We start from the raw sequence: 20,493 nt of genomic DNA, 5'->3' as shown, positions 1-20,493 counted from the left end.
TCAATTGCTCAATAGCCCGACGAGAACGGCGGTGAGCAGAGTGGTTGCACCAACCACAAGCCAAACAGGCATTGGCTTTCTGCTTCGGGCGACCTCTGCGCTCGGCTGATCTGGGCCGGAAAAATCTCCCATTATTTCGATTGCGCGGTCCCAGCCCTCCTCGTGGAGCACATACAGCCGTCCCGAGCTGCCAATGGGGCCGGCGACGCTGGAAAGCGAGGTGGTCTCGGCATCGGAGATATAGGTCGCGATGTCTTCGCCTTCCAGCGCAATCCGGAGCGTGTGGATGAAGGCAAGGCTGCTGGATGAGCAGAGCAGTTTCATGCACCTTTCCCTGTGTCGTTGCCAGACGATGGCGCAATCTACCGCAGTCAGCGGCCCGAGCGCCGCTCCTCCCGATGCGAGCGACGGCATCGGGGTCCATGGCGGCTGCAAACCTCCTGTGGCTTCAACAGGGGTCGTTTGCTCGATCCCCGGTTTTGATCCGGCAGCCGCTCTATCGAAGGCCTGTCCGCGCAAAAGTCTGCCCCGCCGATGGCCATCGGCCAGCTGCGCGAAACTCGCCGCGAGGGCGACGGGCGCCTGGTGTGCGCGTCGGCCCGCGACCAGGCCAACATGCGGGGCACCGTGCTGCCCGGCGAGCGCATCCCGCGCGTCGCGCAATCAGGCGGCGTATCGCGGCGGCTGCTGCGCTCATCGTGATCTGGGGAGCATCCGCTCAATAGGCGAGCTGCGGGACATCGTTAATTTCCCGTCCTCTGAACACGCACCGATGAGTCACGCCTCCCTCATTCCAGGCTCACGCCGTTTTGCGCGAGCGCGGTGAATGATCGGGCTTCAATTCAGGAGCACACGATGAACGTCGAAAAGAAAACCGCACACCATGTCAACGACCTGATCGAGATCGCCCGCGACGGCAACGAGTTCTATAGCGATGCGTCGAAGAAGGTGAAGGACGCGGAGTTGTCCAGCCTTTTCGCGCGGATCGCCACCACCAAGGCGGAGATCGTGACCAGGCTGAGCACCGTCGTCGCGGCGACAGGCGAAAAGCCGGCAGAGCACGGCACCTTCGTGGGCTCGATGCAGGAGTTCTACGGAAAGGTGCGTGCGGCGGTGGGCGATACCGAGTATGGCTATGTCGCCGAGCTCGAAGAGTCCGAGGACCGTCTGCTGAAGGCGTTCAAGGAAGCGGCCAACGACAGCGACATCGCGGTCGGCGCCAAGGAGGAAATCCTGGCCCTGCTGCCGAAGGTGCAGGAAACCCACGCGGTCATGCGTGACCGCAAGCACGCCATGAAGTAAGAGGTCGTCTGCATGACACGAAAGGAGCCGGGTAACCGGCTCCTTTTTTGGTGCCCTTCTCACGGGGCGCAGTCGAATGGCCAACCGGCGACGCGCGCCCGACGTAGAGCGGAGCTTGCTCCGCTGCTCTGCGACCAGGGAACGGGTGACGTGCCAGCGGAGCAAGCTCCGCTGCGCTGCGATCAGTGGGTGGGTAAAGCCCGAGCGGAGCGAGCTCCGATCTACACAGGTGCGGTGAGGCCTTTCCGCGTATATCCGGTGGGCTCGCGCTGTGCGTGATCGCGCCAGACCAGCCAGGGCGCGCCGGGAGGGTGTCGCATCGCGCTCGACCATGCATGCGCGGGCATGCATGCGCGGGCCTGCGCCGTCGCCGTCCGAAGCCTTCAAAACTCATCTCATGCTCCCCCGAGCAGAACGGCGCTCGGGCCAGCGACCGATCACGCCTTGGTGACCCGGTGAGCGCTATCACTCCCGGCCAATTCGACGACAACGCATTCATGACCAGACCCACGCTCTTCTTCTTGCATGCATTAGGATCCAGCGGGGCGCAGTGGCAGGAAGTGATCGCCCATCTCGACCAACGCTACGACTGCCACGCGCTGGATCTACCGGGATTTGGCGACACCCCGGTCCAGAACCACACGGACGTCGCCTCACTGGTGCAGTGGTTCTGCCACGTCGTGATCGACAGCGGCGCGTCGAGCTGGCTGGTGGTCGGGCACAGCATGGGCGCGAAGATCGCGACCCTCACCGCGGCCAAGGCGGCTGCCGGCGATGCAGGCCTTGCCGGGCTGTGCGGCGTCGTCTTGCTGGCGGGCTCACCGCCTGCGCGTGAGCCGATGGATGCGTCTCGGCGCAAGGACATGCTGGGCTGGGTCGAACACGGTTCGATCAGCCGCCGCGATGCGGACACGTTCGTCTCCGCCAACACCGCGGGGCCATTGCCCGAACGGCTGCGAGAGCGGGCCATCCACGACGTCATGCGCGCTGATCCGGTGGCGTGGCGCGCCTGGCTGGAGCACGGCAGCCGCGAGGACTGGCGCGAGGAGGCGGGCCGTCTGGCGTTTCCCGCTTGCATCATCGCCGGCGCCGAAGACGGCGATCTGGGCGCGCAGGCGCAACGCGATTTGAATCTTCCGCATTACGCGGCGGCGCAGGAGGTGCGGGTCCTCGCTCACGCTGCGCATTTCCTTCCCTACGAAAAGCCGTTTGAGGTTGCCAGCGAGATCGATGCGCTGGCCAGCGCGGCGCTCGGGCGCGCATTGCCTGAGGATTTTTTGGCCCTGCTCAACACCTCGCGCGTCGATCCGCGGATGCGTGCCCGGCTGATCGCGCGGAATCTGCCTCCCGACCCGCAGGCCGCTGGCGTCTTGAACCAGGCCCAGCGCCAGGTCTTGGCGGCGATCGTCGCGCAGGTCGTCGATTCGTCGGAGGGCGCCGATGAGCTTGCGCACCGCATCGATATCGCATTGGCCGCTGGCGAGGGCGATGGGTGGCGGTTCGCCGAGCTTCCACCCGACAGGGACGCGTGGATCGCGGGACTCGCGAGCGTGGACGCGTTGGCCGGCGGCTTCTGTCATCGCACGACCGCAGCACAGGCGTCGTTGCTGCGCCAGCTCCAGCGCCGTGAGCTGACGGTGGGCGCGGGAAGCCCACTGGATCCGGACCAACTTGCCCTGTGGTTCGAGGATGCCTGTGCCCAGATCGCGCGTGTCTGGACCAGTCTTCCGCGCACGATGGCGAAGATGGGATATGACGGCTTCGCTGTCGCTCGCGACGGCGAGCTCGCACTGGGCTACGCACTGACGGGTGCCGACGAGGTGGAAGCCTGGCAGCTTGGAGCGCGTCGCACATGAGCAACCCCTCATGCGTCGATGCGGTCGTGGTGGGCAGCGGAGCAGGCGGAGGCCCGCTGGCCGCACGGCTTGCGCGGGCGGGCCTGTCGGTGCTGGTGCTGGAGGCGGGCGCACGGTTCGCCCCGGCCGACCATCTTCCCGACGAGCTGGAGTCCAGCCTGTACTGGATGGAGGAGCGACTGAGCGGAGGGCGCACACCGACCGCCTTCGGCCCCAACAATTCCGGAACGGGCATGGGAGGCTCGACCCTGCACTGGGGCGCGTTCTGCCCACGGCCGGATGCGCGCGACCTGGCGCTGCGTTCGCACCATGCAGTGGGTGAGGACTGGCCCATCGCGCATCGTGAGCTCGTGGACTACCTGCGTGAGGTGGAGGCGACCATCGGCGTTGCCGGGCCTTCGCCTTATCCCTGGGATCCCGGCCGCGCGTACGCCTATGCGCCACCCAGGCGCAATGCACCGGCCGAAGCGATGGCCCGTGGCTGCGCGGCGAGCGGCATCACCGCGACCGACGCCCCGGCGGCGCTGGTGACGCAGGACCGCGAGCAGCCCTTCCTCGGCCGGCGCCTGGCCTGCGCCAACTGTGGCGCATGTCACCAGGGCTGCTTCAATGGGGCCAAGGCTGGCTCGGACACCAGCTGGCTGCCGATGGCGCAGGCGCATGGCGCCACGCTCCAGGCCGGCGCACGCGTCATCGACATCGAGCTCGACGCGCGCGGGCGGGTGACCGGCGTCGTGTATCGCCTGGAAGACCGGAACGTCAGGCAACGTTGCCAGGCCTTGTTCCTGTGCGCCGGTGGGATCGAGACCCCACGCCTGCTGCTGAACGTGGGGCTTGCCAATTCCAGCGGTCAGGTCGGTCGCAACTTCATGGCGCACGTGGCGACCCAGGTCTGGGGCCGCTTCGATGCGTCCATGCGCATGAACCGGGGCTACCCCTCCTCGCTGATCAGTGAAGACATGCTGCGGCCTGCCGACGCCGATTTCGCCGGCGGCTACCTGATCCAGAGCCTCGGCGTTCAGCCGGTCACGCTGGCCAACAGCCTGGTGCGCGGTGCCGGCCTGTGGGGCGCCGAGCTGGTCTCGGTCCTGCAGGACTACAACCACCTGGCCGGCATCGGGATCAACGGCGAGTGCCTGCCTGGCGAGAACAATGTCCTGACCCTGGCCGCGGAAGACGACGACTTTGGCATGAAGAAGGCCCGCGTCGACTTCAGCTTCAACGACAACGAGCAGGCGCTCGATGCCCACGCCCAGCGGACGTTGCGGCAGATCTGGGAGGCGGCCGGGGCGCGGGACATCTTCGCGGTGGCGCGCTCGGCGCACACCCTCGGCACCTGTCGCATGGGCACCGATCGCAGCCGCGCCGTGGTCGATGCGGATGGCCGCTCGTTCGACATCGACAACCTGTACATCTGCGACAACTCCACCTTTCCCAGCGCGATGGCGGCCAATCCGGCCCTGACCCAGATGGCCTTGGGCCTGCGGACGGCCGATCGTTTCCTGGCGGCTTGAATCCTGCGCGGCCGTCGCCGCTGCGCTTGCACGACTCACTCATCAAGGAGATCACATGGACCTCGGTATCAAAGACAGGATCGCGCTGATCAGCGGCGCGGACTCGGGCATGGGCCTGGAAACGGCCAGGCAGCTACTGCAGGCTGGCGCCCGCGTGGCCATCACCGACTTGCCGGACGGGACCCTGCAACAGGCCCACGACGAGCTCTCCGCGCTGGGGCAGGTCATCGCGGTGACCGGCGATGTCAGGCGCGAGAACGATGTCCACCGCATCTGGTCGGAGGTGCGCGAGCGCCTGGGCGACCCCGATATCTACGTCAACGCCGCAGGCGTCACGGGCGCCACGGGGGACTTTCTCGACGTCAGCGATGCGGGCTGGCTGGAGACACTGGACATCAACCTGATGGGCGCGGTACGCATGTGCCGACAGGCCATTCCCGCCATGCGCCAGCGCAAGTGGGGGCGCATCGTGTTGTTCGCCTCCGAGGATGCCGTTCAGCCCTATGTGGACGAACTGCCGTACTGCGCCTCCAAGGCCGGCATTCTGAGTTTGGCCAAGGGGCTCTCCAAGGCCTATGGCGCCGACAACGTGCTGGTCAATACGGTGTCGCCGGCCTTCATCCACACGCCGATGACCGACGCCATGATGGAAAAGCGGGCCAAGGAAAAAGGCGTCAGCGTGGACAAGGCCATCGCCACATTCCTGGACGAAGAACGGCCGGGCATGACGCTCAAGCGCCGCGGCAAGCCGGAAGAAGTCGCGGCGGCCGTGGCCTTCCTGTGTTCCGAGCGCGCCAGTTTCATCAACGGCGCCGGCTTGCGCATTGACTCCGGCTCAGTGTTCACCATCGCCGGCTGAGGCTAGTCCAGGCAGCCCGCCGAAGCGGGCTGCCCGTGGGCGTCAGGCGACGCCAGCGCCACCGGTGGCGCCCAGCACTTCACCGGACAGATAGCTGCCTTCCTGGCTGGCCAGCAGCACGTAGAGCGGGGCGATTTCGACCGGCTGGCCCGGGCGCTTGAACTCCGTCTGCGCGCCGAACTGGGTCACCTTATCGGTGGGTTGACCACCGGCCCACTGCAGCACGGTCCAGAACGGACCCGGCGCAACGACATTGGCGCGGATGCCTTTCTCCATCAGCTGTTTGGCAAGCGCCTTGGTGTAGGCCACGATGCCCGCCTTGGTGGTGGCGTAATCCAGCAGGATCGCCGAGGGGTCATAGGCCTGGATCGATGCGGTGGTGATCACCGACGCGCCGGCCGGCAGATGCGGCACCGCGGCCTGCGCGATCCAGTGCATCGCATACAGGTTGGTCTTGAGCGTCTTGTCGAAGTCCTCGGCACTGAGCTGGGAAATGTCCTCGCGGTACTGCTGCCGACCGGCATTGATGACCAGCACGTCCAGGCCGCCGAGCTCGGAGACCGTCTTGTCCACCAGGGTCTTGCACCAGGCCTGATCGGTGACGTCGCCAGGCAGGCTGAGCGCCTTGCGCCCCTCGGCCTGGATCAGTTCGATCACTTCCTTGGCGTCGGCCTCCTCACTGGGAAGATAGGAGATGGCGACATCGGCTCCCTCGCGGGCAAAGGCAATCGCGGCGGCGCGGCCGATGCCGCTGTCGCCGCCGGTGACCAGGGCCTTGCGCCCCTTGAGCTTGCCCGAGCCCTGGTAGCTGCTCTCGCCGTGATCCGGCGTGGGTTCCATCTTGGCCGCCTCGCCGGGCGCTTGCTGCGGCTGGGCGGGGAAGGGCGGCTGGGGATATTGGGTGCGTGGGTCCTGCATCTTGAGACGATCGCTCATGGAGATTCTCCTTGCTGTGGTGAGGGGTGTGCGCTCAGTTCGGCCACCGTGGACATGGCCATGATGTGCGCCAGGTGGCTGAGCCCCTGGGGCGTGTTGCCCAGGAACTCGCCGGTATGGGGGTCGATCATTTCGCTCAGCACGCCGTTGCAGTGGCCGAGCGCGCGACCGAGGCGATGCAGGCGCGCACGGGCCGCCTCGGTGTCGCCCAGGCGCGCGACCGCTTCGGCCATCCAGAAGGAACAGGCGATGAAACAGCCTTCCTCCTGCTCCATGTCCGAGTAGCGATAGTGGAACTCGCCTTGGCCCAGTTCGTGGTCGATGGCGTCCAGCGTCTTCTGCAGCCGCTCCTTGCCATCGAACCTGAAACGCACGGCCAGGGCGATGGAGGCATCGAGCCGATCGCTGCCCGGATACATGACGAAGGCCTGCTTCTCGTCGGACCAGCACTCGGCTTCGATCCAGGCCCGGATCCTGTCGCGCTCGCGGTGCCAGCGGTCGCGGCAGGTGGTGGGCAACTGGCCCTGGTCGGCCAGTTCCACCGCCCGCGCCAATGCCTGCCAGCAGCTGACCTTGGACATGGTGTAGTGCTGCAGGTCCGCCAGCTCCCAGATGCCCGAATCCGGCATCCGCCAGCGATCGGCACACTCGTCGGCCAGATGCGAAAGCACTTCCGCGCTGGCGCTGTCCAGCACGTTGCCGGTGTTCACGAAGCACCAGGCGGTCTCGAAGATGTCGCCGTAGATACCGTGCTGGTGCTGGTCACCGGCCAGGTTGCCGACCACCACGGGTGTGGAATCGCGGTAGCCCGCCGCACGCTTGTGCGCGACCGACGGCACCTGCTCCCCATCCAGGGTGAAAACCACCTTGGAACCGTGTCGTCGCAGCTGCTTGAGCAGCCAGGTGAAGGCCGCCTTCGATTCGGCTTCCAGCCCGGCCGCCAGGAACGCCTGGATGGTGTAGCCGGCGTCCCTGACCCACGCATAGCGATAGTCGAAGTTCTTCTCACCGCCGATCCGCTCCGGCAGCGATGTGGTCGCCGCGGCCGCGATGGCACCGGAAGGCGAGTACAGCAGCAGCTTGAGCGCGAGCGCACTGCGCACGAACCCCGCGCGCGCATCACCCTGGAACTTGACGTTGCTCGCCCACGCGCGCCATTCGCGATCGGTCAGGTCGATGCGGCCATCGACTTCTTCGACCGAGGGGGCCACCAGCGGCTCGTCCTCGCCGACCACCAGCGCAATGGTGGCCCGTTCTCCCGCCGAGACCGTGACCTCACCGGTGATCCCGGCATCGGACCAGTGGCACTGCACGGCGGAGTGGTGGATCAAAAGCCCCAGCAGCCGCTGCACATGGAAGACCTTGTGCGGCCCGACCGTGGAGTAATACGGGTTGGCGGTTTCGGCCCGTGCGCCTGGCTTCATTTTGAGGACAAAGCGCATCGTCCCTTCCAGGCCCTCGACCCGCCGTGCCAGCTCGCACCAGGGCAGGCGCCCGGCGTTGCCGCTGTTCAGAGACTCGACCAGGACCGCCCGCGCCGACGCGGTGCGGAACACGGTCTCCAGCACATTGCTGTCGTCGCGGTAGCGGCGCTCGATGTCGAAGGGCTCATCGGGGCAGAGCGAGAAGAACCCGCCGCGCTCGGGATCGAGCAGGCGATCGAACAGCGGCGGGCTATCCATGTTGGGCGCGCACCACCAGTCGATCGAGCCATCCACGCCGGAGAGCGCGACCGAGCGCCCCTCACCCAACGCGCCGTAGCGCGCAATGGGCAGCACGCCGTCCACGCGGAAATCGCGCGCGTCCTGAAGACAGCTTTCAGCGTTCCCCTTCATCGGGCGCGACAACGCATGGAAACAGCGCATCGAGCGCAAGGAAAGCGGCGCAAGGAATGAGAGAACATGGATCTTGTGGGACGCGGGGGAAGTACGAACCTAAAGACTGCGGCGAGCATGTCAGGTGAAGAAATTCCCGTGACGCCGCACCGATTCCTAACAAGGACGCAGCCCTGCCGGGCGCGCGGAGGGGCGGGTCCGCACGCAGTTCCTGGACCAGTCCCCCGGCGTCACGCTCCGGCCCTTCAACAAGTGCGCATGAGCGGCACCGGCGTCAGCGCATGGCCCGCGCCGATGCACATACGTGCTTTACGCCCAGGCGAAAGCGATGTCCCTGCTAACCGAGCCGAATCGCCCGGCGAAGCGGGTGGCTCTGCGAGCGGCGGCGGTCAAACCAGGTGTGCAGCGAACAAGAGCGCACCGAGCAGCAGGAGCACGCTGGGATAGAACGTCAGCGCAAATCCGAACGCTCGGCCTGGCGCCCCCCGCGCATAGCCGACGAAGAAGAGCAGCCGCCCCAGCACGAACATGCCAGCGGCCACGGGGAGTGCCACCAGCCAGCGTGGCGGCGCCAGCGCGGCCCAGGCGGCGTAGACGGGCAGGGCGAGGGCCAGTTGTTCGAGCGTGTTCTGCAGCAGCGCCTGCAGCAATCTGGCCTGGTCCGTGCCCTCGGTCATGCCACTGCCATCGAGGTCGGCGGGCGTGCGAAAGCGATGCGCGGCCAGCCGCGCGATGCAGGCCGCGAACGCCAGTGCAGGCGCCAACGCGGCACACGCCGCCAGCTGCAGCCGGCCCTCCAAGGTGTCTGGCAGCAACACAGCCGGCGCAACAAGGACCTCAGCGCCCAGCCCGGCGACAGAGAGCGCCAGGGCCGACGCCATGCCCAAGGCAACGCCACGCTGTGGTTTCGACAGGCTCATCGGAGATCGGCCCTGGTGGGATGCTGGTGAACCAGGCCGCAGTGTCGGTGCGCGAGCCGGCTTCTGCAATCACAAGCGCCAAGCTGAAGAGGCTACGCGCCTCGACAGCGGACGAAGAGAGCGTTGTTAGGCCAGGGGCTCGGACGCTGCGCGTGCAACTACAAGCACCCAAAGACCCAACACGGCCAGGAAGTTCAGGGTGAACACGACACCCCGGAGCCGGACGTTCCGCGTGCCAATGTGCACCACGCTGTGGAGGACGCGGCCCGCGACAAACAGCCACGCCAAGCCGACGGCGGCCGGCCCGGGAGTCCCGAGCAGCAAGAGGATGCATGCGGCGTAGAACAGCACCGGCCATTCGAATTGGTTGGAAAGGCTGGCGCCGATGCGCGGCTCGAATTCCGCGAACGGGTTCGACCCATCGGCGCGCTTCCCGACGCCCCACACCGCCGGGGCGCGAGCAACGGTGAGAAGCACATAGAGCAATGCCGCGAGCGCGACATGCGCGGCCATGGCCAGAATCAGCGCTTGCGACATTTCTGCATCCAGTAGCTTAACGCGTGAATGGAGTCGACCCACGAAGCGGGTTGGGGTTGAATGAACTGCTAACCCTCACCCGTTAACCGGGCCAGACAATCGGTACGTTTTTGCGCTGAAGAAGAACTTTGACAGCCAGCCGCGAGGCTTGCCTACCGGGCGAGAACCGCCACCCGCGCCGCCACCGAAGAACTCAATGAGGTGTCCTACAGCCCCAAGCACCGACACGGTACGGCGGAGGACTGTCACCGCTACAGTCGAGAAGCAGCAATCAAGTGGCTCGTGGGTGTCTACGAAGCGCTGGGCGATTCAGAATGAATTGTTAGGCCAGCGGCCCATCACTGTCGCTCTCAATGCGAGTGACCACCTCGTTCATGGTGTAGTGGACGAACTGCTTCCCCATCTCAGTCAGTACGTACGGCTTGGTATCTTCGAACGCGGATTCCATCGTGCTTGGCGCAACTCTGCGAGCACCAGTTTTCTGCGGTCTTTTGCGCATGAACTGCCCCATGGAATTTGTGTCGCGCTCCTGTCGGATCACTCCGCCAGTGCTTAGATCTCGAATGAGTAGCTTGTAGAGATCTGCCTCCGCAGAGTCTTCTCGTGGCGTGTCGCCATAGATGGCTGACCAGATGTCGAAACGGGTAGAGCCCGGGTACTGATAGATCTCACGGATAACGGCGAAATGAGCCTCGTGGTAGAGCTCTAACCAGTCAATAAACAGCCGCAGTACGTCGTCGGAGCAGACACGCGTGCCAGCGGCGTTCGTGACGAGATTGGCTATGTACCGTCTCTTCTCCTGCGTGTCAGCCTCATCCCAAGCGCGGAACGCCTTTCTTACGAGGCCTAGATACTCTTCGCTCTGAATCCGGTCTTCGATCGCGCTGCCAAGCGCTTCAAAGCGCCTCTCTATCTCTGCTAGGGTCTCTCGGAGTGAGGCGATCTTTCCTTGGTGCTCCTCAAGCCACTGTGTTTGGAGCGAATCCTGCCGGAGTGTGTCTTCCTCGGCCTTGTAGTCGTAAGCGGCGCTGAGGAATCCTCCAATCCAAGGAATACTTCCGAGTGCGGCGAGTACGAACTTCTCAATTATTCGCCGTCGCCTTGAGGGCTCCGTCTTGGCAAGTTCTTGTCTAAGGCGCTCGACGATCACGCGGTCGTCTGGAAGTTGGTCGCTCGACATAGTTCCCCCTGAGGCCTAACACCTGAATTAAGCCGAGCCGCGAAGCGGCGTCGGCTTGAATGAATTGTTAGGCGGCTAGCCGGAACAGTGACTCGTCCTGCGGCCAGCTACCCTCATACGTGTACGACTCAAGGCAGCTAATGTAGCCGTCCTTGACCCATAGAATAAGTCCGGCACCAGCAGGCAGGTCCGGATGGTAAGCGTGCCCTTTGGGCATGTCCTCGATCTTCCAGCGAGCCTCATCTAGCTTTGGAGCAGACGGGTCTACGTAAAGTTCTGTGTATATAGGCCAACGCCTGTGTAATCCCGCGAGATGCAGGTAGCTTTAGCCAGCTGAGCGAGAACTATGTCTCGTTGGGCGTCCGAAAGCGCGATTGTTGCGATTGCTTCATGCTCGTAGCCGCTGAGTTCTTCCATGACCGCCTAACACCTTATGTCTTCCAGTTTCCCTACTGTAGGCGCCGAGAGCCCGGCATGCGCGCCCGATAACGCCTCGGTGTAGCAGCACCGTAACTCAGCAGGGGCCGCATGCCGGTGCTCGCGCCCTGCGCCCGGACAGTTGACCGAGGTCACCCTCGAACTGATAAGCGTGGGCCTCAGGCGCGATGCTCTCGACCGGCCAACTCTATCGGAGAACGGGCATGACCGCAGTAGGGATCGACGTGGGCAAGGCGGCGCTGGATGTGGCCATGCAGGCCAAGCCTGGGGCGGTGCAAATCGCCAGTTCGGCAGCGGGCATGCGCAAGCTGATCCGCTTGGTCGCAAAGCTTGATCAGGCCGCGTTGTGGTGGAGGCGACAGGCGGCTACAAGGCGGTTGGCTCCTGCAAGCGTCGGCGCCAAGCCAGGAGCGGCGACGCACCTGGCCAGCGGACAAAGAAGGAACTGAAGCTCACCTCAGCACTGCAAACGAACCAGCGGCGTCCCAGAGACGGCCCGCTGGTTCGCGTCACCGACGGGATCGGTTGCGCCAGATCATCGCTCGCTCAGTGCAGATGCCGCCGATCGGCGTGCGGCGCCCCGGTCCCCACGTGCGCCTCCCATGCAGGCGTGCTGTGCGATCCGTGGCTTCTTCCGGCCCGCCCCTGGACGAGGTACCCGGACGCGGTCTCTTCCACCGCAAAGCCCGAACGACCCTGCTGCAGCGACTGCGCATTGATCTCCCTGAGGATCTCACACACATCATTGGCCCGGTCGAAGATCGTGCCACCCAGCGCCGCCAATGTGCCGGGTGCGAAGTCCGCCATGCCATCGGCGAACACCGCATCTGCGTAGGCCTTGATGCCCACCATCAGCTGTTGGAGCGTGTCGATCTGCGCCAGCGTCACGCCGAAGACCAGCCGCTGCGCGTAGGTGCCGTGGCGGGCAGGGGATGCGGGGACGTTATCGCCTTCTTCATCCTCCTGTTGCTCGGACGATGACGCTTCTTCTTCCTCTTCTTCTTCCTCGTCTTCTTCACCGGAAGCGTCACTGTGCGCCGCAGTGACATCGGCAATATCCACCATCAGCGGGTGGCCCGCACGTCCGTAAAAGTTCGCGTCCTTGATCAACAAGTCCAGCTGCTCGGACAACTGGTCCAGGCAGGACATCACCTCGGCCATGCCCACGGCCGCAGCCCCGTCCTTCGTCCCGTCCGCAGCGCTTGGCTGGGCCCGCCGCGCCAGGAAGTGGATGTGATTCCTCACCTGCTTCAGCAACAGCCCGCTGTTCTCACGCAGGAAGTCCCCCGCACCTCGATCGTCAAACGTCTGTTCCGTCATCGCCGCTTCTCCTTTCACCATGAAGTGACCGCCCGCCGAACGGCGGACGGGAAGTCGGGAGGTTAGAAACCGCTAGTAGTCGGCGGGCGTATTCCCCTTGCGGGTGTTGTATTAGCCGCCCTCCCGACGCAGGCATCGCGTCGGTTTGTCCCTGCAGAATGCGGGCACAAAAAACCCACCGGTTTGACGGAGGTGGGTACCGCTACTAGAGGAGTTTCTACGCTCCTTGACTGCAGATTGCGGTCACTCGGCGGCCTTGTCAACCGTGTTGAGATTGATTGTGTGATGCGGCCGACAGAAGGTCGAGCGCATGCCATCCGCAACGCTTGCACCAAGCTGCCCGAGGTTAATGACGCGGAAGGGGAAAAGCCGCAGCACCGCCACTGTCGTCGAGTACTTCGGAAAAAATTTCCCCGCATATGAGACGGCGGAGTGCTTCTTTCAATTGTTCGAGCGCGACCGGACTAAGCGAAGTGTCCACAATCACGGTGCTGAGGCCAGAGCAGATGTCCTTGACCAAACTCAGATGTCCTACAGACTGTCACCGGTGCAGTTCGAGAAGCAGCAATCAAGCGGCTCGTAGGTGTCTACGAAACCCTGGGCGATTCACTTCGTGGCCGTCACTGTAGTGCATGTTGTGAGCCCTAACGCTGGAAATAAGCCGAGCCACAAAGCGGCTTCGGCTTGATTGACTTGTTAGGCTTCGTCCTCGAAGAGCTTGGGCGCGGACTCGTCCCACTCGTGGCCGGACCAATCTCCGTTCTCCGAAGGAGGTGGAAATCCGGTTCGGCAGTAGCCTTGCTTTGACGAAAAGTCGAAGATGGCATGAGGATAGTCATTTATAAGCAAAATTGCCTTTAGGTTGTCCAGTGACCAGCCAATCTCGACTAGCGAAGGGCGATGTCCGTCCGTGACATTTGCGACGTTATAGATGTGCAGCGCATCTTGAATGGACGGGTCCGACTTGGATCTATCTAGCGCGTAGAGGTAGCCCGTGTCCCCGTCATCTTCGAAAACGACAGCGAAGGGACCATCTGGGGCAGTTCCATCCACGAACTGCTCGGTTCCGACCGTGATCTCTTGCTTGGCTACGACATTGATTGGCATAGAGGCCTAACACCATAATTAAGCCGTGCCGCGAAGCGGCATCGGCTTGAATGAATTGTTAGGCCGAAGCCGACCGACCTTGACCTGCCCCTCAAGCACTAGTCCGCGAAATGTCGCAGTCTTGTTTGGACGCGAGAAGAGAATGCGAACATCTTGATACTCGTCGGTGCCCTCGGCAAGTCTGCCTTTGCCGAATGCCACCGCATCCTTCTGTACGGGTGTGCGGTAAATCAACTCTCGATGTATGTACTCGACTGGAAAAATGACGCCGGCGCCGGTCGGAACGTACTCAAGTAGTAGGAGCGGCAAAGAGCTGTCGGCGCTCAGCTCGACGAAATCGTCGGAGGTAAGCGAAGGCAGATGATAAAAGTACTCGCTGTCAGGAGACGCCATATGCTGCTTCTTGGGCCTAACGCTTGAATTAAGCCGAGTTGCGAAGCAACTTCGGCTTGAATGAGTTGTTAGGCAGTGAGTGGCTGCAAAGGTTGGATGGTGCAACCATGCTCCCCAGCACCGCCGTCTGGACCGAGTATGCCCCAGCTTGCGAGACGGAGCTTGCCCAGCGATGCCCGATCTGGGCTGCTACCGAAGCCAAATGCAACGAGCATGGCGCGGCAATGACGCACAAGGACGAAGCACTGAACTTACCGCAACAGCAACGGTGATGACCACTGCGCGGAGCCGATCGCCTGCATGCCAGTGAACCGACCGAAGCCGGACCAACCAACTGATTTGCTCCACCACCGCCTAAGGCCTAAATTAAGTCGAGTTGCGAAGCAACTTCGGCTTGAATTAATTGTTAGGACTCATATCTTACGAGGTTTTCGCCCCGTCTGCGGCATATGAAGAGCTTCGTGGATGTTCGAGGTCTGCTCCTCGCAGGCTGCTTCCTGATCTAAGATTGAAATGATCTTGTCGAGCGCATCAATGACAGCCACAACATTATTGTGGTCGACTCCTGCGCACGATGTGACTATGTCGACTCTAGCGGTCTGCAGTCGACCGATCTGCACAATAATGGATCGCAATCTATCGTGATGCGTGTTTCTGTCCGGCATGAGTCCAATCCTTGAATTAAGCCGAGTTGCGAAGCAACTTCGGCTTGAATGAGTCGTCAGGCGCCAAACGATGCCGCCTAAGGCTCGATCATTCCTGCGGAATTTCTAGCTCTTCGTACTGTTCAGGGGGCATGGTCTGAAGATGGCGAAGGAAGGTGTGCTCATCAACGCTTTCATGAAGCGTTGCGACTACAGAGTTGTTTGCCGAGTCAGTTTCTTCTGAAACTGGGTGCAGTCCATAGTCCGTCACGAACTTGTGCCTGATTGCCTCGTAACGTGACGAGTCAATGATCATCCTGATCGGATGGTTGGATGTGTCATAGCTAATTGCGGATCCATACGGTCTCACAGAACTCTCCTATTGGCGCCTAACGCCTGAATTAAGCCGACCCGCGAAGCGGGTTCGGCTTGAACGAATTGTTAGCCTTCAACTAGCCCTTTCAAGATTCCATCGATGCCAGACGCGGAATCGCGGGCGACAACGAACAGATTATAGAATGCGGTGCTTGGCTCGCCGTGCTCCCAGATTACGCGCTCGAAACGATCAAAGAAGACCATATGGATGGCCGATGCCCAGTACCACGAATCCAGATCTGGCTGGTAATCCCTGTAGCGACGTTCGTAGAGACCGATTCTCTGGTTCTTGAAGTTGCATTCAATGTACAACGCAACGATGTCATCGCTGCCTTGGCGCAAACTTGAGGGCGGCTCTACGATCTGCCAAATGAGCTCGCCGGATACGGTTGCCCAAGTAAGTGTGCTGATGAGCTTGGAGACTTTCGAATCAGTTGGCATGGCTCACTTCCAGGCTAGATCGCGTTCGACTTGTTCAAGGGTTACCACAATCCCGAGCGTGGCCTCATAGGTGCCGCGGAGGCTGCGCGTATCTGAAAGCCTTTGGCTCGTCACAGCTTCTATTTTCTGGATTGCCTCGGTAACGGTCTGCTTGTGCGCCGCACCCACCTTCTTCTCTAAGTTCCTTAAAAGAGCAGTGATGGCGGCGAGGCTCTCGTGGGCATCGCCAGAGTTACGGGATTGGATGGCGGACAAAAGCGTTTTTGTCTGTTCGGCAAGAGCCGTTCGCAGCTCAGGGATTCGCGCGCGCAGAGAAAAATGCTGCCGTATCAGATGGGTCTCGTACAAAACCCAAAAGGTCACCGGCAGGCCGATCAATGAGGCGATGTCAGCTATCTGCGAGAGCGTCATAGTCTGTCTTGAAGGCTAACGCTGGAAATAAGCCGAGCCGCGGAGCGGCTTCGGCTTGATTGACTTGTTAGGCCAGGACGGCCCAACGCATGTAGCCAGCTGAGCGTGCAAGACAACGGGCTGATTGTCTTGTGCTGCGTCCGATGCAGGCTTGCCACGTTGACCATCCGTCGAGGTGACCTGCCAAGTGTCAAGCAGCGCAATGACCGGTGCAAGCGGGAGCGCCATGCCAAAGAAAAAAGCACACGCCTAACGCTGGAAATAAGCCGAACCGCGAAGCGGTTTCGGCTTGATTGACTTGTTAGGCCAGGACGGCCCAACGCAGGTGGCCGGCTGCGCTTGCGAGCCGATTGGCCGATTGTCTTGTGCTGCATCCGATGCAGGGCTTGCCACGTTGTCCGTCCGATGAAGTGACCCGTCAAGTGTCAGCCGGCGCGAGGGCTGATGCAAGCGGGAGCACCAAGCCAAAGGAGAAGGCACACGCCTAACTACTATTAGACCCCTCGAAGGAGCGTTATCCGGATTCTGTGCTGTCGCCGCTGGCGGGTCAATTCAAAGTTCCCGATAGGAATCAGGTGGTTGCGGTGCCATTGAGCGCGTGAGTCGCTCGCCGCGTGTCGGGATAGGGGGCGAGCAGACCCCGGTACAACATCGCGGGGCGTGCAGACCCCGATATCGCGCGGAGTTCCGTCCACGTCACGGGCCGCAACGTTGACGGGTGTTGGAAGGCGTTAGGCCGAAAAGCAGGGATTGCCGCGAGGGTCTCAACCGGCACAGGGGTTCTTCGCCGGAGGATTTTGGTACGCGCGGTCCGGCCCCGTGATCAATCGTTGCGACCCCCCTCGCTTGCGCGCGCGCCTTCGTGACGACGGTGCGGACGCCGTGACGGCGCGCGATGAAGCGTGCCGTCACGGCGGAGGCGAGGGTCCGGTCAGGCCGCCGGCGCCAGCGCCGTCATCAGGCCCTTGGCGGCGTTGAAGCGGTCGGCGGCCTCGGGCAGGGGGAGCTTGATCTTCAGCTTGTCCGGGCCGTCCATGGCGTAGATGCGGGGCTGCTTCTGGATCAGCTGGATGACGGTCATCGGGTCGACCTTGGGCTTGGCCTCGAACACGATGCGCCCGCCGGCTTCGCCCAGCTCCAGCTTGCGGATGCCCAACTGGTCGGCGGTGAGCTTGAGCTCGGCGGTGGCGAACAGGTGCTTGACCGGGTCGGGCAGCAGGCCGAAACGGTCGATCATCTCCACCTGCAGCTCGCGCAGTTCGTCCACGTCGCGGGCGCTGGACACGCGCTTGTACAGGGTCAGGCGCGTATGCACGTCGGGCAGGTAGTCCTCGGGGATCAGGGCGGGGACATGCAGGCCGATCTCGGCCCCGCGCGCTTCCTCGCCGGCATCCACGTCGGGCAGGTGCCCCCGGCGGATGGAGCGCACCGCGCGATCCAGCAGCTCGGTGTACAGGCTGAAGCCGATCTCGGCCATCTGGCCGCTCTGGTCTTCGCCCAGCAGCTCGCCGGCGCCGCGGATTTCCAAGTCGTGGGTGGACAGCATGAAGCCAGCGCCCAGTTCGTCCATGGAGGAAATGGCCTCCAGGCGACGGCGCGCATCGTCGGTGAGCGACCGCGTCTCAGGCGCCACCAGATACGCGTACGAGCGATGGTGCGAGCGACCGACGCGGCCACGCAGCTGGTGCAGCTGGGCCAGGCCGAAGCGGTCGGCGCGGTTGATGATGATGGTGTTGGCATTCGGGATATCGATGCCCGATTCGATGATGGTCGAGCACACCAGCACGTTGAAGCGCTGCTTCTGGAAGCCCAGCATCACCTGTTCCAGCTCGCGCTCGGGCATCTGGCCGTGGGCCACGCCGATGCGCGCCTCCGGCACCAGCGCCTGCAGGTCGCGCTGCATGCGGCCGATGCTTTCCACATCGTTGTGCAGGAAATACACCTGCCCGCCACGCGCCAGTTCGCGCTGGAAGGCCTCGCGCAGCAGCGCCTCGTCCCACACGGTGACGAAGGTCTGCACCGCCATGCGGTTGGCCGGCGGGGTGGCGATGATCGACAGGTCGCGCAGGCCGGCCATGGCCATGTTGAGCGTGCGCGGGATCGGCGTGGCGGTCAGGGTCAGCAGGTGCACGTTGGCGCGCAGGGCCTTGAGCGCCTCCTTCTGGCGCACGCCGAAGCGCTGCTCCTCGTCGACGATCACCAGCCCCAGGTCCTTGAACTTGACGTCGCTCTGCAGCAGGCGATGGGTGCCGACGATCACGTCCAGCTGCCCGTCGGCCAGCTTGGCCAGTTCCGCCTTGATCTCCTTGGTGGACCTGAAGCGCGAGAGCACCTCCACCCGCAGCGGCCAGTCGGCGAAGCGATCGCGGAAGTTGCGGTAGTGCTGCTCGGCCAGCAGGGTGGTTGGCACCAGCACGGCGACCTGCTTGCCGGCGCTGGCGGCGGCGAAGGCGGCGCGCACGGCGACCTCGGTCTTGCCGAAGCCCACGTCGCCGCAGACCACGCGGTCCATTGGCTGGCTGCTGGCCAGGTCGCGCAGCACCGCGTCGATGGCCGCGTGCTGGTCGGGCGTCTCCTCGAACGGGAAGGTCGCGGCGAACGGCTCGTACATCGCCCGGTCCACATCCAAGGCCAGGCCGGCGCGGGCCTGGCGACGGGCCTGGATTTCCAGCAGTTCGGCGGCCACGTCGCGCACTTTTTCGGCGGCGCGGCGCTTGGCCTTGGTCCAGGCCTCGCCGCCCAGCGAATGCAGCGGCGCGGTCTCCACCGAGGCGCCGGAGTAACGGCTGATCAGGTGCAGCTGCGCCACCGGCACGTACAGGCGGTCGCCCTTGGCGTACTCGATCTCGACGTACTCGGCCGGCATGCCGCCGGCTTCCAGCGTGATCAGGCCACGGTAGCGGCCCACGCCGTGGTCCTCGTGGACGATGGGCGCGCCTTCGGACAGTTCGCCCAGGTCGCGGATGATCGCCTCGGGCTCCTTGCCGCTGCGGCGCCGCCGATGCGGCTGGTTGGCGCGCTCGGGGAACAGCTGGCGCTCGGTGAGCACCGCGATGCGCGGGGATTCCAGCGCGAAGCCGTCCTCCAGCGGCGCCACGGCAATGGCGAAGGTCCTGGCGCCCGGGCCTTTGTCCAGGAAGGCCTTGAAGTCGTGCACCACCTCGGGCTTGAGCTGGGCCGACTGCATGACTTCCATCAGCGCCTCGCGGCGGCCGGCCGAATCGGCCGCGACCAGCACGCCGCCCGGATAGCCGTCCAGGAACTGGCGCAGCGCCTGACCGGCCGGCGCGTCGCGCGGCGCCAGCGGCAGTGGCGGCATGATCACGTCGCCCAGCGACTTGGCCTCGTCCACGCGCGGGTGGGCCGGTCCGCACAGCTCCACGCGCGGACGCTGGTTGAGCAGCTCGCGCAGGGGATTGGGGGCCAGGTACAGCTCTTCGGGCGGCAGCACCGGATGCTCGACATCGTGGCGGCGCTGCTCGTAGCGCGACTGCGCCTGCAGCCAGAACGCATCGGCATTGGCCAGGGCGGCATCGGCCAGCACCGGCAGCGCCTTGTCGCCCACGTAGTCGAACAGCGTGGCGGTGGCGTCGTAGAACAGCGGCAGGTAGTACTCCACGCCGGCCGGCGCCAGGCCGGACTTGAGATCCTGGTAGAGGCTGCTGCGGCGTGTGTCCACGTCGAAGCGCTCGCGCAGGGCGTTCATCGCCTTCTCCACGCTGCGCGGGTCCAGCGGCACCTCGCGCCCGGGCAGGATGCGGATGGCGTCGGTCTTGTCCAGCGAGCGCTGGGTCTCCGGGTCGAAGGCCCGGATGGTGTCGATATCTTCGTCGAACAGCTCGATGCGCAGCGGGGCCTTGGCGCCCATCGGGTAGACGTCCAGCAGGCCCCCGCGCACGGCGAAGTCGCCCGGGTCCTGCACCTGGGGCACGTTGCGGTAGCTGGCGGCCTCCAGGCGGCGCTTTTCCTCGTCGAAGTCCAGCTTCTGGCCGACGCGGTAGTCGAAGCTGCTGCCGGACATGCGCGCCACCGGTGCCAGGCGCTGCATCAGCGTCTGCACCGGCACCACCACGATGCCGCGCCCCAGCGTGGGCAGGCGGTTCAGCGCGGCCAGGCGCTGGGAGATGATGTCCGGGTGCGGGCTGAAGCGGTCGTAGGGCAGGGTCTCCCAGTCCGGGAATGGCAGCACCGGCAGGTCGGCATCGGGGCCCAGCAGGGTCTGCAGGTCCGATTCGATCTGGTGCGCGCCGTGGTTGTCCGCGGCGATAGCCAGCAGCGGGCCATCATGCGCGCGCGCGGCCTGCACCAGGTGCCAGGCCAGGGCGGAAGGAGAGGTCGGGGCGCGCCACCAGGCGCGCGGCTGGCCGGCACGCGGCAGCGGCGGGGTCGAGGAAGACTGGCTCATCAGTCGGCCATTTTAACTTG

General features: G+C 64.1%; 18 protein-coding genes. 6 read left to right on the top strand and 12 right to left on the bottom strand.

Annotated elements, in window-relative coordinates; genetic code table 11:
* Window positions 1–324, bottom strand: coding sequence for a putative signal transducing protein (locus tag PJ250_RS18835; protein WP_271646141.1), 324 nt, complete (start codon window positions 322–324; stop codon window positions 1–3).
* Window positions 325–534: 210 nt separating this feature from the next.
* On the opposite strand from PJ250_RS18835, the gene PJ250_RS18830 reads away from it, so the two are divergent.
* The 5 genes from PJ250_RS18830 (at window position 535) to PJ250_RS18810 (ending at window position 5,531) form a co-directional block, all read left to right on the top strand.
* Window positions 535–702 carry a hypothetical protein gene (locus PJ250_RS18830; protein WP_271646140.1) on the top strand — a complete coding sequence of 56 codons (168 nt, stop codon included), beginning with the start codon at window positions 535–537 and terminating at the stop codon, window positions 700–702.
* A gap of 153 nt (window positions 703–855) precedes the next feature.
* Window positions 856–1,302: a PA2169 family four-helix-bundle protein gene (locus PJ250_RS18825; RefSeq protein ID WP_271646139.1), complete on the top strand. Its 447-nt coding sequence runs from the start codon at window positions 856–858 to the stop codon at window positions 1,300–1,302.
* A gap of 497 nt (window positions 1,303–1,799) precedes the next feature.
* On the top strand, window positions 1,800–3,158 hold the full coding sequence (locus tag PJ250_RS18820; protein ID WP_271646138.1) for an alpha/beta hydrolase: 1,359 nt from the start codon (window positions 1,800–1,802) through the stop codon (window positions 3,156–3,158).
* Window positions 3,155–4,672 (top strand): GMC oxidoreductase, encoded by a 1,518-nt coding sequence (locus PJ250_RS18815; protein WP_271646137.1) that lies wholly within the window; start codon window positions 3,155–3,157, stop codon window positions 4,670–4,672. Before PJ250_RS18820 ends, PJ250_RS18815 begins: the two co-directional genes overlap by 4 nt.
* 55 nt (window positions 4,673–4,727) lie before the next feature.
* Window positions 4,728–5,531 (top strand): SDR family NAD(P)-dependent oxidoreductase, encoded by an 804-nt coding sequence (locus PJ250_RS18810; protein ID WP_271646136.1) that lies wholly within the window; start codon window positions 4,728–4,730, stop codon window positions 5,529–5,531.
* A gap of 42 nt (window positions 5,532–5,573) precedes the next feature.
* Here the strand turns inward: PJ250_RS18810 and PJ250_RS18805 are convergent, their stop codons facing one another.
* The 5 genes from PJ250_RS18805 to PJ250_RS18785 all read right to left on the bottom strand — a co-directional run bounded on the left by PJ250_RS18805 (window position 5,574) and on the right by PJ250_RS18785 (window position 10,939).
* Entirely contained in the window at window positions 5,574–6,467 is an 894-nt protein-coding gene (locus tag PJ250_RS18805; protein WP_271646135.1) for an SDR family oxidoreductase, read from the bottom strand.
* On the bottom strand, window positions 6,464–8,302 hold the full coding sequence (locus PJ250_RS18800; protein WP_271646134.1) for a glycoside hydrolase family 15 protein: 1,839 nt from the start codon (window positions 8,300–8,302) through the stop codon (window positions 6,464–6,466). Before PJ250_RS18800 ends, PJ250_RS18805 begins: the two co-directional genes overlap by 4 nt.
* Window positions 8,303–8,691: 389 nt before the next feature.
* Window positions 8,692–9,183: an MAPEG family protein gene (locus PJ250_RS18795; RefSeq protein WP_271646133.1), complete on the bottom strand. Its 492-nt coding sequence runs from the start codon at window positions 9,181–9,183 to the stop codon at window positions 8,692–8,694.
* Between the two features lie 165 nt (window positions 9,184–9,348).
* Window positions 9,349–9,759 carry an MAPEG family protein gene (locus PJ250_RS18790; protein WP_271646132.1) on the bottom strand — a complete coding sequence of 137 codons (411 nt, stop codon included), beginning with the start codon at window positions 9,757–9,759 and terminating at the stop codon, window positions 9,349–9,351.
* A 322-nt stretch (window positions 9,760–10,081) separates the two neighbouring features.
* A complete protein-coding gene (locus tag PJ250_RS18785; RefSeq protein ID WP_271646131.1) occupies window positions 10,082–10,939 on the bottom strand; it encodes a hypothetical protein in 858 nt (285 codons plus the stop codon).
* Between the two features lie 605 nt (window positions 10,940–11,544).
* Between PJ250_RS18785 and PJ250_RS18780 the strand changes: the two genes are divergently transcribed.
* Window positions 11,545–11,826, top strand: coding sequence for a hypothetical protein (locus PJ250_RS18780; protein ID WP_271646130.1), 282 nt, complete (start codon window positions 11,545–11,547; stop codon window positions 11,824–11,826).
* Window positions 11,827–11,923: 97 nt separating this feature from the next.
* On the opposite strand, the gene PJ250_RS18775 is transcribed toward PJ250_RS18780, so the two are convergent.
* The 6 genes from PJ250_RS18775 to mfd form a co-directional block, all read right to left on the bottom strand.
* Window positions 11,924–12,718, bottom strand: coding sequence for an XAC0095 family protein (locus PJ250_RS18775; RefSeq protein WP_271646129.1), 795 nt, complete (start codon window positions 12,716–12,718; stop codon window positions 11,924–11,926).
* Between the two features lie 675 nt (window positions 12,719–13,393).
* A complete protein-coding gene (locus tag PJ250_RS18770) occupies window positions 13,394–13,804 on the bottom strand; it encodes a DUF2251 domain-containing protein (protein ID WP_271646128.1) in 411 nt (136 codons plus the stop codon).
* An 18-nt stretch (window positions 13,805–13,822) separates the two neighbouring features.
* Complete coding sequence (locus PJ250_RS18765) at window positions 13,823–14,197, bottom strand: hypothetical protein (RefSeq protein WP_271646127.1); 375 nt, start codon at window positions 14,195–14,197, stop codon at window positions 13,823–13,825.
* 1,085 nt (window positions 14,198–15,282) lie between these two features.
* The gene (locus tag PJ250_RS18760; protein WP_271646126.1) at window positions 15,283–15,657 is read right to left on the bottom strand and encodes a hypothetical protein; all 375 of its coding nucleotides are present in this window, start codon (window positions 15,655–15,657) and stop codon (window positions 15,283–15,285) included.
* 3 nt (window positions 15,658–15,660) lie between these two features.
* The gene (locus PJ250_RS18755; protein ID WP_271646125.1) at window positions 15,661–16,068 is read right to left on the bottom strand and encodes a hypothetical protein; all 408 of its coding nucleotides are present in this window, start codon (window positions 16,066–16,068) and stop codon (window positions 15,661–15,663) included.
* A gap of 931 nt (window positions 16,069–16,999) precedes the next feature.
* The gene (mfd, locus tag PJ250_RS18750; RefSeq protein ID WP_271646124.1) at window positions 17,000–20,473 is read right to left on the bottom strand and encodes a transcription-repair coupling factor; all 3,474 of its coding nucleotides are present in this window, start codon (window positions 20,471–20,473) and stop codon (window positions 17,000–17,002) included.
* Window positions 20,474–20,493 lie beyond the last annotated feature (20 nt).

Origin of the sequence: Pseudoxanthomonas sp. JBR18 (assembly GCF_028198165.1) — a bacterium.
Taxonomy (GTDB): Bacteria; Pseudomonadota; Gammaproteobacteria; order Xanthomonadales; family Xanthomonadaceae; genus Pseudoxanthomonas_A.
The sequence above is the reverse complement of the archived record's forward strand: the minus strand, read 5'-3'. Positions and strand labels throughout refer to the sequence as shown.

Excerpts from the sequence above, each read along its gene's own strand:
- PJ250_RS18815 (WP_271646137.1), top strand. The coding sequence starts at position 3,155 with ATGAGCAACCCCTCATGCGTCGATGCGGTCGTGGTGGGCAGCGGAGCA.
- PJ250_RS18820 (WP_271646138.1), top strand. The coding sequence starts at position 1,800 with ATGACCAGACCCACGCTCTTCTTCTTGCATGCATTAGGATCCAGCGGG.
- PJ250_RS18785 (WP_271646131.1), bottom strand. The coding sequence starts at position 10,939 with ATGTCGAGCGACCAACTTCCAGACGACCGCGTGATCGTCGAGCGCCTT.
- PJ250_RS18765 (WP_271646127.1), bottom strand. The coding sequence starts at position 14,197 with ATGGCGTCTCCTGACAGCGAGTACTTTTATCATCTGCCTTCGCTTACC.
- PJ250_RS18760 (WP_271646126.1), bottom strand. The coding sequence starts at position 15,657 with ATGCCAACTGATTCGAAAGTCTCCAAGCTCATCAGCACACTTACTTGG.
- mfd (WP_271646124.1), bottom strand. The coding sequence starts at position 20,473 with ATGAGCCAGTCTTCCTCGACCCCGCCGCTGCCGCGTGCCGGCCAGCCG.
- PJ250_RS18790 (WP_271646132.1), bottom strand. The coding sequence starts at position 9,759 with ATGTCGCAAGCGCTGATTCTGGCCATGGCCGCGCATGTCGCGCTCGCG.
- PJ250_RS18805 (WP_271646135.1), bottom strand. The coding sequence starts at position 6,467 with ATGAGCGATCGTCTCAAGATGCAGGACCCACGCACCCAATATCCCCAG.
- PJ250_RS18810 (WP_271646136.1), top strand. The coding sequence starts at position 4,728 with ATGGACCTCGGTATCAAAGACAGGATCGCGCTGATCAGCGGCGCGGAC.
- PJ250_RS18825 (WP_271646139.1), top strand. The coding sequence starts at position 856 with ATGAACGTCGAAAAGAAAACCGCACACCATGTCAACGACCTGATCGAG.
- PJ250_RS18775 (WP_271646129.1), bottom strand. The coding sequence starts at position 12,718 with ATGGTGAAAGGAGAAGCGGCGATGACGGAACAGACGTTTGACGATCGA.
- PJ250_RS18755 (WP_271646125.1), bottom strand. The coding sequence starts at position 16,068 with ATGACGCTCTCGCAGATAGCTGACATCGCCTCATTGATCGGCCTGCCG.
- PJ250_RS18780 (WP_271646130.1), top strand. The coding sequence starts at position 11,545 with ATGCTCTCGACCGGCCAACTCTATCGGAGAACGGGCATGACCGCAGTA.
- PJ250_RS18835 (WP_271646141.1), bottom strand. The coding sequence starts at position 324 with ATGAAACTGCTCTGCTCATCCAGCAGCCTTGCCTTCATCCACACGCTC.
- PJ250_RS18770 (WP_271646128.1), bottom strand. The coding sequence starts at position 13,804 with ATGCCAATCAATGTCGTAGCCAAGCAAGAGATCACGGTCGGAACCGAG.
- PJ250_RS18800 (WP_271646134.1), bottom strand. The coding sequence starts at position 8,302 with ATGAAGGGGAACGCTGAAAGCTGTCTTCAGGACGCGCGCGATTTCCGC.
- PJ250_RS18830 (WP_271646140.1), top strand. The coding sequence starts at position 535 with ATGGCCATCGGCCAGCTGCGCGAAACTCGCCGCGAGGGCGACGGGCGC.
- PJ250_RS18795 (WP_271646133.1), bottom strand. The coding sequence starts at position 9,183 with ATGGCGTCGGCCCTGGCGCTCTCTGTCGCCGGGCTGGGCGCTGAGGTC.